General features: G+C 55.6%; 9 protein-coding genes. All 9 read right to left on the reverse strand.

Features of this window, described 5'->3' with window-relative positions; all coding sequences use genetic code 11:
• Nucleotides 1-93 precede the first annotated feature (93 nt).
• The 9 genes from FO268_RS14255 to FO268_RS14295 all read right to left on the reverse strand — a co-directional run bounded on the left by FO268_RS14255 (nucleotide 94) and on the right by FO268_RS14295 (nucleotide 12,166).
• Nucleotides 94-2,481, reverse strand: coding sequence for an efflux RND transporter permease subunit (locus tag FO268_RS14255; protein WP_150993990.1), 2,388 nt, complete (start codon nucleotides 2,479-2,481; stop codon nucleotides 94-96).
• 46 nt (nucleotides 2,482-2,527) lie between these two features.
• A complete protein-coding gene (locus tag FO268_RS14260; protein WP_225316727.1) occupies nucleotides 2,528-3,676 on the reverse strand; it encodes a YCF48-related protein in 1,149 nt (382 codons plus the stop codon).
• Nucleotides 3,677-3,830: 154 nt separating this feature from the next.
• Nucleotides 3,831-5,219 carry a DUF1329 domain-containing protein gene (locus tag FO268_RS14265; RefSeq protein WP_150993991.1) on the reverse strand — a complete coding sequence of 463 codons (1,389 nt, stop codon included), beginning with the start codon at nucleotides 5,217-5,219 and terminating at the stop codon, nucleotides 3,831-3,833.
• Between the two features lie 185 nt (nucleotides 5,220-5,404).
• The gene (gene pepN, locus FO268_RS14270; RefSeq protein ID WP_150993992.1) at nucleotides 5,405-8,053 is read right to left on the reverse strand and encodes an aminopeptidase N; all 2,649 of its coding nucleotides are present in this window, start codon (nucleotides 8,051-8,053) and stop codon (nucleotides 5,405-5,407) included.
• Between the two features lie 30 nt (nucleotides 8,054-8,083).
• On the reverse strand, nucleotides 8,084-8,887 hold the full coding sequence (locus tag FO268_RS14275) for a DUF2797 domain-containing protein (RefSeq protein ID WP_404802928.1): 804 nt from the start codon (nucleotides 8,885-8,887) through the stop codon (nucleotides 8,084-8,086).
• Nucleotides 8,888-8,922: 35 nt separating this feature from the next.
• Complete coding sequence (locus tag FO268_RS14280; protein WP_150993994.1) at nucleotides 8,923-9,222, reverse strand: YeaC family protein; 300 nt, start codon at nucleotides 9,220-9,222, stop codon at nucleotides 8,923-8,925.
• Between the two features lie 162 nt (nucleotides 9,223-9,384).
• Nucleotides 9,385-10,260 carry a rhomboid family intramembrane serine protease gene (locus FO268_RS14285; RefSeq protein ID WP_150993995.1) on the reverse strand — a complete coding sequence of 292 codons (876 nt, stop codon included), beginning with the start codon at nucleotides 10,258-10,260 and terminating at the stop codon, nucleotides 9,385-9,387.
• Nucleotides 10,261-10,263: 3 nt separating this feature from the next.
• Nucleotides 10,264-11,277 (reverse strand): metallophosphoesterase, encoded by a 1,014-nt coding sequence (locus FO268_RS14290; protein ID WP_150993996.1) that lies wholly within the window; start codon nucleotides 11,275-11,277, stop codon nucleotides 10,264-10,266.
• A 4-nt stretch (nucleotides 11,278-11,281) separates the two neighbouring features.
• Entirely contained in the window at nucleotides 11,282-12,166 is an 885-nt protein-coding gene (locus tag FO268_RS14295; protein ID WP_137437754.1) for an NAD(+) kinase, read from the reverse strand.
• Nucleotides 12,167-12,220: the final 54 nt, after the last annotated feature.

The raw sequence follows: 12,220 nt of genomic DNA on the forward strand, positions 1-12,220 counted from the left end.
CTGGACATAAATAAAGCCAGGATTAGCACGCTAACCACTTGAGCAAGAAACAAAAAAGCCCGCAACGCGGGCTTTTTTGATCAAGCGCAAAGCTTATTTGCTTGCGCGGGCCTTGGCAACCATGCGGTCCGGGCGCAGCAGGAAGCGCGCCAGAGCCGGAAGTAACCAGATGGAACCGACCATGTTCCAGATGAACATGAAGAACAACAATAGCCCCATATCCGCCTGGAACTTGATGGGGGAGAAGATCCAGGTGACCACACCAATACCGAGTGTAACGCCGGTAAAGATAACAGCCTTACCCGTAGACCTGAGGGTCTCGAAATAGGCTTCCTGGAGCGTCTTGCCCTCAAGCAGGAACTTCTCAAGCTTGCTGTAGATATAGATGCCGTAGTCGACACCGATACCCACACCCAGCGCAATAACCGGCAATGTCGCGACCTTGATGCCGATACCGGACACCGCCATGATCGCTTCGGCCAGAATGGACGTCAGCCCCAGCGGAATCAGAATACACAACACCGCCCGGATGGAGCGGAACGTCAGCAGGCACAGGGAAGCGACCACACCATAGACGAAGATCAGCATCATGTTCTTGGCGCTGGAAATAACATCGTTGGTAGCAGCTTCCACACCTGCGTTACCGGCACCCAGCAGGAACGTGTGCTCATCGCTGTTATTATTGCTGGCAAACTCCTCGACTCGCTCCGTCACTGTCTTCAGTGTTTCGGCCTTGTGGTCCTCAAGGAAAACAAGTACTGGCGTCAGGTCACAGTTGGTGTTGATCAGCCCTGCCGGGGCCTCACGAATGGAGGCATTGATGATGGTCTGGTTGCGGGAAATTTCATACCACTTCCAGTTGCCCTCGTTCAGCGCCTTCGTGACCAGTTTGGACACGTTCGCCAGGGAGGCGGAGGACTGAACACCCGGGGTATTCTGCAGCTCCCACTGCAACGTATCCATGGCCCGGAGAGTGTTGTACTGGGTACACTGCTCTTCCTCTGTCTTGACCATGACTACCAGGACATCGGCACTCGTCGAGTAGTTATCGATGATGAAAGCATTGTCCTTGTTGTAGCGCGAGTCTGCTCGCAACTCCGGCGCGCCCTGATCAAGGTCACCAACCTTCAGATCCTGCTTGTAGTAAAGGCCAAGCCCAAGGCCAATCACTGCAATCAACAGCGAAATCGGAGCCACACCCGGGTGCGCAAAGTAAGACATGATGCGCCACTTGCGGTCCTGCTTCTCGCCGTGGTTCTGCACATGACGAACGCCACCTTTGGAAATACCCAGGTATGACATGATCAGTACATGCAGTACCAGGTTTGTCAGGATAACGAACGCCACACCAATGCCAGCTGCAACCGCGAGATCCCGGATAACATCAATCTCGATAAAGAACAGGGTCAGGAAGCCGAAGGCGTCGGAAATCAGAGCCAGCATGCCCGGGATGTAGAGAGCCCGGAAGGCCAGGCGGGCAGCAGTGACGGAATCAAACCCTTTCGCTGCTTCCACTGCCATGGCGTTGACGATCTGAACCCCGTGACTGATACCAATGGCAAACACCAGGAACGGAACCAGTACCGAGTACGGATCCAGCCCATATCCCAACAAGCGCAAGGTTCCCAGCTGCAGGAACACAGCAATGATAGAAGTAAACACCGGCACCAGTGTTCCGGTAATACAGCGGGAATAACCGTACAACAGCAGCGTGGTCAGAATGATGGTAATGCCGGCAAACCAGGCAATCGAGCCGATGCCTTCAATCAGGTCACCCACTTTCTTCGCAAAGCCGACAATATGAATATCAATGTTCGGATTCTGCGCTTCGTATTTGTCCCGGATCTTTTCTTCCAGTTGACGGGAAAACTCGCCGTAGTCCAGCGGCTCGCCGGTTTCCGGGTTGTTCTCGTACAAAGGCGCATACACGATGGTGGAACGGAAGTTGTCTGAAATCAGGCGTCCCACTTCGTTTGACCTGAGCACATTCTGGCGCAGTTGCTCCAGACTGTCCCTGGAAGAACCGTCGTAGTTATCCGGAATAACCGTACCACCCTGGAACCCCTGCTCAGTGACTTCCACCCAGCGAACGTTTGAGGTCCAGAGTGATTTCAGCCCTGAACGGTCAACCCCATTAAGGTAGAACACCTCATCGGTGATCTGCTTCAGGGTCTCCATGTATTCCTGGGTGAAGATATCGCCTTCTTCCACTTCCACGGCAATACGTACAAAGTTGCCCAGGTTCTCCAGGTCGTTCCGGTGCTCCAGCATGTTGACGATGTATGGATGCTCAAGCGGAATCATCCGCTCAAAACTGGCGTCCGGCTGGATTTTGACGGCGTTATAGCCGAGAAACAGTGTCAGGAAGAAAAATGCAATCAGGATAAGTGCCCGATTGTTGAAGATCAGCCGCTCCAGAAACGGTTCTGCCTTCGGTGTAGTCAGGTAATGCTCGCCCTTGTCATGCTTCGGGTTCGACATTCAAAAGCCCCTCTCGTTTTCAATCTGTTGGTGCCGCATCAGGGCGTTATTGAAGGTTCTTGCCGCGGGCATCGGTATGCTTCACGCCACCCTCGCCCACGATCAGGAGGTTGGTTCCAGAGAGCGGGACAACGTCCATCACACCTTCCCGGTCATCCCGGGAATAGGGCCGGAAAGACGTGCCGCCGTTGGTGCTCATCAGAACCGTGCCACCGTTACCAACCAGGGTAATTCTTCCGTCGTCTGACACAGCACCATTATTGAGCGTTGCGCCGGCCTCGTTCGGAACCACCTTCCAGCTCTTGCCCAGGTCGGTGGAGAGGAACATGTTACCGCGCAAGCCGAACGCCAGAACCTCGTTCACCTGGCCTGTGCCAATGGCACCAAACAGTGAACCTTCATAGGGGCTTTCACGTTTTTCCCAGCTTTCGCCGCCATCAACAGAGACGAAGATCTGGCCGGCCTCACCCACAATCACCAGCGCACCTCCGGTGATTTGAGTAATGGCGTTAAGGTGGAACCCGGTGGGATTCTCAAGCCTGGGCGCCCAGTCACGCCAGGTTTCGCCACCGTCTGTGGTACGCAGAAACATGCCGTAGGCACCTACCACAAAACCGTGGTCTTCGTTTTCAAACCAGACATCAAGAAACGGATTTACCGGACCAATTTCAAGATCAGATTCCAGGTTTTCCATTGAGAAGAACAGGTCATCCAGTGCCCACTCCAGATCGGCTTTTTCTTCTTCAGGGGCCTCTTCGATTTTCTGTTCCATCTCTTCGATCTGCTGCTGGCGGCTTTCGATGGCCAGCTCTGCAGCTTCAATGCCCGTCAGCTGCAGTTCCCAGGTCTTACCCGCGTCACCGGAATGGAGAACCACACCGCTATGCCCTACAGCCCAGCCTTCGGCCTCTGTGCCAAAGTCAACGCCGGTCAGGGTCGCGCTGACGGGGACCTGGCCCTGCACCCAGGTTTCGCCCTGATCATCAGAAAATATGATATGACCACGTTCACCAGCCGCCACGATACGCTCACCTGCGCGATCCGCGTCATTGAGCAGATTCTCTGCCGCAAGCATAGTGGGCCGGGAAGGGGTTTCGATGATATCTGCAAGCGCAAACACCGAGGGTGCAGACATTGCCATGGACACTCCAAGACAGGCCGCTCCCAGAGTCTTGCACATCAACCTTGTAGCCATTCAGATTGCCTATATGTTGTGTTGAACTGTGTCACTCTGATTACGCCGGTAATACCGGCCGATACTATGAATATACCGGTGGCCTTGCGACCACCGGTATATTCGTCGCCATCCGTCTCTGGCGAAAGCCTTTTTTTGCCAACAGGCGCCGTCGTTAACGTACACTCCTGCGACGCAGGGAAGCCGGGGAGAAATAGCGGCGGTTGGGCACATCATCCGTAAACTTACGGGTGGAGGGTTCTTCGGTATCAAGACCCAGCACGTGATAGCGACGTGCCTGGAGGTCGTGATACACATCCAGAACAGTCCACACGCCCGGCAGTTCATAATAGTTCTTCGCCATACCCATGGTCACGCGCCATAGTTCACCACGGCCGTCATACTGGTCCAGCAGCACGGTATTCCAGCTGTCCGCATCCACATAAAAACGACGCTTGCCGTAGATGTGGCGCTCACCCTGCTTCAGGGTAGCCTCGACAACATGCACACGGTGTAATTCCCAACGGGTCAGGTCCGGATTCAGATGGGAAATGCCCAGAATTTCTGAATAGGGAGTGCCTTTCTCACCCAGGCGGTAGTTGTTGTAAGGAATGTAGATCTCACGCATTCCCTCGTAGTTCCAGTTATACCGGTCAAGCGCGCCGTTAAAGATGTCGGTATCGTCGGCGGTTCTGAGGTTGTCGGCAGCTGCAATCGGAGAATCATAGCCCAGATTCGGGGCACGACGAACGCGACGCTGGCCCGCATTATAGCCCCATCCGTTACGTGGATTGATAATCTGGTTCAGGGTTTCGTGGATCAGGATGGCACCACCAGCCAGACGGGGTGGAGACTGGGTGAACGAAAGGTAGTAGAAAATAACGTTGTCCAGCTCTTTTTCACTGCCTTCCGGATTGTAGTAATTGAAGAAGGCTTCCTGCTGCGAGGTAACCAGGGAATAATCCCCGTCGGTCTGAACCGCAACTTCACTGGAGCGACGGGTTACGGAGACTCCGCGCCAGCGGGTCAGGTGGTTCCAGATTACCTGCCAGGCTTTTTCTTCATCGTTGCCGTGCAGAATCGGGAACGGATAGCCGGCAAAGGCGCCATCGATGCCCTCACCGTTACCGACGACCTCTGCTTCAACCGCATTCTCTTTGGTATTTTCAGCAACCCACTCCGGTACCGCATGGGTACGCCGGCTCTTGTAGATCGGGATACGGAATGTGGTGGGGTAGGTATCCAGCATGGCGCGAAGGCCGTCCGTCAGATACTCGTCGTACTGCTCCATGTTCGAGGCGTTGATGGTAAACAGCACTTCATCATCCGGGAACGGATTGATGTGATGCTGACCACTACCTTCATACCCGGCGGGGGCTTCAGTCAGCCCACCGGTCCAGGGCGGGATGGTTCCCGCATCGTTACCAGCTTTCACTGAGCCGAACGGAGTCAGATCCTGACCGAGTCGAGCGGCTTCACTGGAAGAGACAGCAGCACTGACTGGCATGGCGAAGACAGAAAACGCAAACAAACTGCCCAGAATTACGTTGTTTTTGTATTTCATTGTTTAACCTTAAACCTGTCTGAAAGCCCTGTATAAGGCTTTTCTTATTGTGTTGTCATGGAATATCGGCTCCTGACAGATTAGCGGATTGGCCGATATTGTCTATCGACCGAAAGTGCGATTTTGTATCCGTCTGAGACAGCCGCTGTGAATACCCAGACGGATACGCCTACTAAACGTTCCATCTACTGGCCGGCAAGGCTCTTGTGGACCACCTCGTAGACATCCCGTGACAGGCCGGCTTTGTCTCTGATGGCTTCAAGCGCGGTCTTCATCTGCTCACCATGCACCGGTGCGAATTTGCGCCACCGAGTCAGCGGAGACACCAACCTTGCAGCAATTTGCGGGTTGCTGTCGTCCAGCCGGCGAACCTGCTCTTCCAGGAACCGATAGCCTGAACCATCCTCCGCATGGAACGCCGGCAGGTTCTGGCCAGCAAACACACCAATCACCGAGCGGATCTTGTTGGGGTTTTTCCAGTCGAAAGCGGGGTGGGCCAACAGCTCGTGAATCGCGGGCAATCCGCCGGTACGGCTGCTACCCGCCTGGACGGCAAACCACTGCTCCACTACCTGCGGGTCGTCTTTCCATTGTTCATAGAACGCTTTCAATGCCTCTTCACGTTTCTGGTCATACCCGGAGTTCACCAGTGCCCGCAACGCCCCCATGCGGTCGGTCATATTATCCGCAGTTTCAAACTGGCTTACTGCCAGCTCCCGGCCCTGTTCGTCGTCTGTATGAAGCAACCAGGCAAGTGCAGTATTTCGCAGACTTCGGCGAGCGACCGCTTCTGGCGTCACCTCGTAACGTCCTTCCACGGTGTTGCGCTGGTAACAGGCAATCAGGTCATCCCGCAATTCGGTCGCAAGGTGCCCAAGCACAGTTTCGCGCGCCTGATGGATGGCAGGAACATTCGGCTTGTCTGCCAGTTCAATCAGATAGGCTTCAGAGGGAAGCTGCAGCATTTTCGCAACTAGTGCCTGATCCAGGGACGCATCCGTCAAGAGGCCGCGATACGCTTCCGTCAATCCGGAATCAACGGCTTTGCCTGCGGCGTCTCCCACAAGCCCGTTGATCACGTCAACCGCCAGTCGCTGGCCTGCATCCCAGCGATTAAAGCCATCCGGATCGTGGCTCATAAGGAACATCAACTGCTCCCGGGTCCAGGGGTAATAAACCCGAACCGGTGCCGAGAAATTTCTCAGCAGTGACGGAACCGGGCGCTCAGACACACCATGGAACTCAAACGTGTGGCTGGATTCGGTCAATTCCAATACCCGGTCTGTGGGGGCCTCTGTTTCGCCGGCGCTCAATTTCAGTGGCAAGGATTCACCGCCCGCTCCCAACAACCCGACGGCAAACGGAATGTGTTGGGGCTTCTTGTTCGTCTGGCCCGGAGTGTCCGGAATAGCCTGGTCGATGCTCAGGCGATAGACACCAGCCGCCTGGTCATATTCATCCCGCACTGTCAGCTCTGGCGTGCCAGCCTGTTCATACCAGAGACGGAACTGGGACAGATCCCGGCCGCTGGCATCTTCCATGGCCCGAACAAAGTCATCAGTTGTCACTGCCTGGCCGTCGTGGCGTTCAAAATAGAGATCACTGCCCTTACGGAACATGTCGGGGCCAAGCAACGTATGGATCATCCCCACCACTTCGCACCCTTTTTCATAGATCGTAAGGGTATAGAAGTTGGTTATTTCCATGTAGGACTCAGGACGCACGGGATGGGCCATTGGCCCGGAATCCTCGGCAAACTGGGCTGTTCTCAGCATGGAGGCATCTTCAATCCGCTTGACCGTGGGCGAGCCCATATCCGCAGAAAACTGGGAGTCCCTGAATACGGTAAATCCTTCTTTCAGGCTTAGCTGGAACCAGTCGCGACAGGTGACCCGGTTACCGGACCAGTTGTGGAAATACTCATGGGCAACGATCGACTCGATACGCTGGAAAGCCAGATCGGTTGCAGTTTCCTGGCTGGCCAGCACACAGGATGAGTTGAAAATATTCAGGCCCTTGTTTTCCATGGCCCCCATGTTGAAGTCATCCACCGCCACAATCATGAAGATGTCGAGATCGTATTCGCGGCCATACACATCCTCGTCCCAGCGCATGGAGCGCTTAAGGGAGTCCATGGCGTGCTCACACTTCTCGGCATTTCGCGGTTCGACGTACATACGCAGGTCGATGTCACGGCCGGACATGGTGTGGAAGCTGTCCCGTTTTTCCACCAGGTCACCGGCTACCAGGGCAAACAGATAGGACGGCTTGGGGAACGGGTCCTCCCAGGTCACAAAGTGCCTGCCGTCGTCCAGGTCGCCCTTTTCAACATCGTTGCCATTGGAGAGCAGAATTGGATATCTGGCCTTGTCTGCCTCGATGCGGGTCCGGAAGCGCGCCATGACGTCCGGGCGGTCGGGGAAGTAGGTGATACAGCGGAAACCCTCGGCCTCGCACTGGGTGCAGAACATGCCGGAGGACTGGTAGAGACCTTCCAGGCGGGTGTTGTTCTGTGGTTCGATCCAGGTCACCACGCCCAGCTCAAAGCTGTCGGGCACTTCATGAACCACCAGTTTATCGACGCGATCCTCAAAGGCCTCCTTTGCCAATTCACGGCCATCCACGCTGAGCAACTCCAGAGTGGTCAGGGTATCGCCATTGAGTTCAAGGCTTTTGTCGGCGCTATCGCTCTCAGGATTGCGACGCATGGATAAGACGCTGTGTACCCTTGCCCCGTCCTCGAACAGTTCGAAACGCAGGTCTACATGGTCCACCAGAAACACGGGGACGCGGTAATCTTTCAGATAAATGGTCTGTGGCTGACTGGTACGCATTCGCTTTCTCCAGAAATTGTGGGGTCTGTGTCAGTTCTTCGGAAAGACCCGGAAGCGGACTTCGTAACCGGTGTACTTACGTATGTTGATGACGCCTGTGTCGAGGATGAGATACTGGCCCTTGATGCCCTGCAGCACGCCTTCCGCAGTTGGCGATTTATCCAGATTATGGGTCTTGATCTTCTGGGGCCAAATCTGAACCGGATAACTCAGCGCAAGGCTGTCTTCTTCTACAATTCTGATGGCATTTTCACCATGGGTGGCCTGCAACCCGGCCAGGTCATCGGCTATCAGGCCCAGCATGCGCCGCCGCTCCTCGACCAGGTCCAGCTCCGGCACGTCGCCCTTCAGCATGGCCCGCCAATTGGTGCGGTCCGCTACATGATTTTTGCAGGCCACCTCCACAAAGCCGGCCTGCTGACGCGTGGCGACCCGCACCATGGGAATGGCATCGACAGCGCCCTGGTCAATCCAGCGGGTGGGCACCTGCGAGCCTCTGGTGATTCCGACTTTCAGCCCCGAGGAGTTGGCCAGATAAACCACGTGTTCCGTCATACAGTGGATTTCGCCCCACTCGGGCTCGCGGCAGGTCCCTTCGTGGTAATGACATTTTTCCGGGCTCATGATGCAACTGTCGCACGCCGCCAGTTTGCGAAAACAGGGATAACAGTAGCCCTGACTAAAACTTTTGCTGGTTTTACGGTCGCAGTGAATACAGCGTATCACGCCGTCAAAATCGAGTTGTAACGGAAAACCAACCATCTCGTTCAGAGGAACCCGGGTATCCCCTACCCGGATGGTATAGCTGACCGGGCTACCAGGCTCTGCCGGCATCTTGCGAAGGCGGCCGGTAACATCAACCAGTGTCGTCAAGACTTCACCTCGAAGAACTGGTCAGAGTCTGTCGTACCGTTAGCCGAGCTTCCGGCTGTGCGGGCCACACTCGGGTCACAGGCAGTCCCGGCCTTCTTTCCACGATCGAGGTAGCCGACCCTTTCTTCCATAGGGATCTGGTGGTGATCCTCGTAATAGATCACCGCCTCCATGCAGATCGAACGCTGTTCGTCGCTCAGTTTACGGCCGTCTGGCCACTTGCCCAACTCCAGGGCCCGCTTGAGGCTCTGATAGACCGCCGGATCCAGCCTCTTTATCAGCTCTTCGTATGTCATTTCGCTCTCCAGTCACTATCTCCAATCACTATCCCTCAGCTCTACAACAAAAAAAGTGGTTAAAGCCGTTGACAACAATAAACGATAATGATTATCATTAACTCACCAAATGACGAAGGTCGTGTTCATTTGGTCTCTCTCATCAGGAGCTAAACGCTCTTTTCATGCCCCGCGATTTCGCGGGGCTTTTTTTGGCACCGGCAAAATCGCTGCCAGGCCAAGGCCAGCCACAAAGCCACCCAGATGAGCCTCATTCGCCATTCGCCCCAATCCCAACATTTCGGGCAAGGGGGTGAACCCGATGACCATCCAAGCCACCGCAAAGGTCACCAATGCAGGAGGGAACTGGAAGCGGGGCACCCTCCGCTGGCTGAGCCAGCAATAACCAAGAATTCCGTAAACAACGCCGGACAATCCGCCGAATAGGGGGCCGGAGACTATGTACTGCAATCCATTGGACAGCAAGCTGGTGAACACCACCAGTACCAGGAGACGGACACGGCCATCAAACCACTCGACCTGACTGCCCAGGAACCAGAGCATGACTGAGTTGAAGATGATATGAGTCCAGCTGAAATGCAGAAAATCCGGGGTAAACAGACGCCAGAACTGGCCGCTCGCCAGTGTAGAAGACAGGGACTGAACACGCTCCGCCATGCTGCCCCATTCGTAAAATCGGGGATCCACAAACATCAGCAGAGTGGATAGCTGGTTCTGCCCCATGGCGGTGACCCAGGCCATCAGCAGCGCCAGCAGAATCATCCCCAGCACAAGGGGTGCGTGCCGTGGTGACGGCTGCCAGCGGCCACCCACAAACACCGGTGACCGTGCCGTGGTGTTCACTGCCTGCTGGATTTCAGGTTCGCTCAGAAAACGCTCAAGGGCTTGAAGAACCGGCTCGGTATGCTCCGGGTTGTCCAGCCAGAGTACCTGGGACCCACCCTCCTCGGTGATCCGGTGCCCCACTCCCTGCTCCTTCAGCCAGCGACTGAAGCCTTCGAGGTTCACCGTAGTGTCGATCTGCTTGATCCGATACACAGGCTACCTCGCTACGCTGTCTTCGCTGGTGGGATATTCCGGCTGCTCCGGGCGCTCAACATCCACCCAGACAAACTTGTCGCGGGAAAGCGTGCGCTCACCATCCAGTCGATAAGCCACCAGCTTGCCATATTTGACGGCACTGAAGTCGATACAGGCAACGTTGTGCTTAAGCGGCGCGGGCTCTCCTTCCATCCAGTAATGCCCTACAAATACTGGCGGCGCCGAGGCCGGATAGCTGATGAGCTGGCTGCGTTCGGCATCGGTGAGCTCGCGACATGCAACCTCTGCCGGCAGCGGGTCCGGCTGAAAAACCACGTCGGCATAGGTTTCAGGGTTGTCGGCCCAGAACTTGGTGCGGAAAAACTCCCGCACATAGCCGTCCTTGCCAGTAATCTTTACCCCGGGAGGCAACCGCAGGTCGGTGCCGCGCAGGAGCGTATCCATCACCTGGCCGGCGAAAGACTCAATGGCAGCGGAGGCGTGGAGGAAATCATCATCAATACAGGCCCCACCCTGACTTTCCTTGAATTTGTTGATCAGCTCACTATCCCAGCAGGCATGCACTGCGCGAAAGTCCGGCTCATCTATAAACAGCGGGATGGTATAGAACCATTCGAGAAACTCGTTCCACTCGTGGGGATGATGCTCGAACTGCTCAAGGGTCTCGCGGATCAGCCGATCATGGCGGGCGTTGTGTTCACGAAGAAACTTTCTGCCGCTGCCAGGCCGGGCACGGGTGCAGTAACCGAGGGCGTTGTACTCATGATTGCCCATCACAATGCGTGCAGAGCCATGTTCCACCATGTCCCTGACGAGGTGCAGGGCTTCGCGAATGCGCGGGCCCCGGTCAATGATATCGCCGATGAAAATGGCCTGCCGCCGTGCATGCTCATAGACTCCGTTTACCTTACGGTACCCCATCTGCTTCAGCAGACGTTCCAGAGTATGTGCGCACCCGTGAATATCGCCAATTATGTCGTAGCCGCGGCTTGCGGATCTTACCTGTCCGTCCATGTTTTTAACTCGCTGAAATCTCACTGGCCCAGCCCAGCTTATCCCGGCATGTGGCGTAAAAATTGTGATCCGCAGGGTGAATAAGGCGGATCTTGAAGGGCTTCTTGGTGATACGAATGATATCGCCAGGCGCGCAGGCGATATTCATCTGGCCATCGAAACTGATCTGTGGATAGGTTTCGTTGGTCTCTCCGATCACCAGTTTGATCTCGCTCTTGCCGTCTACCACGATGGGGCGACTGCTCAGGGTGTGCGGAAACATGGGCACCAGCACAACCGCATCCAGCTTGGGATGCATGATCGGCCCGCCGGCTGACAGCGAGTAGGCCGTCGAACCGGTAGGAGTGGACACAATAAGCCCGTCTGACCGCTGGCTATATACGAAATGTCCGTCAATATACAGATCGAACCCAATCATCCGTGTAGATTTGCCGGGATGGAGCACCACATCGTTCAGTGCCGTTCCAAAGCCAAGGGGCTGGCCATTACGCTCAACATGGCCATCCAGAAGAAAGCGGGTCTCTTCGATGTACTCGCCTTGCAGAACCTTGCCCAGTCGCTCCTCCAGATCAGACGGTGATATGTCCGTCAGAAAGCCGAGGCGGCCGCGATTGACTCCCAACAGCGGGATCTTCGATTTAGCCAGCTCCCTGGCTGCGCCAAGCAGGCTGCCGTCGCCGCCAACAACAATCACCAGATCACAGATTTCCCCCAGAAGCTTTTTGCTTGCCACCTGCAAGCCATGGCCCGGCAGCATGCTTGCCGTGTCTTCCTCGATGATCACGTGGTAATGGTTGTTCGTCAGGTATTGTTTGAGCTGACGCAGCGACTCGACCACCTTCACACTGCCCATGCGGCCAATCACGCCAATGTTTCTGAATTGATCCATGTAGCTTCCTGTGGATATCTGTATGGGCCGGGATCAAACTCGCGAATCTCCCGG

It is taken from the genome of Marinobacter denitrificans (assembly GCF_008795955.1).
Taxonomy (GTDB): Bacteria; Pseudomonadota; Gammaproteobacteria; order Pseudomonadales; family Oleiphilaceae; genus Marinobacter; species Marinobacter denitrificans.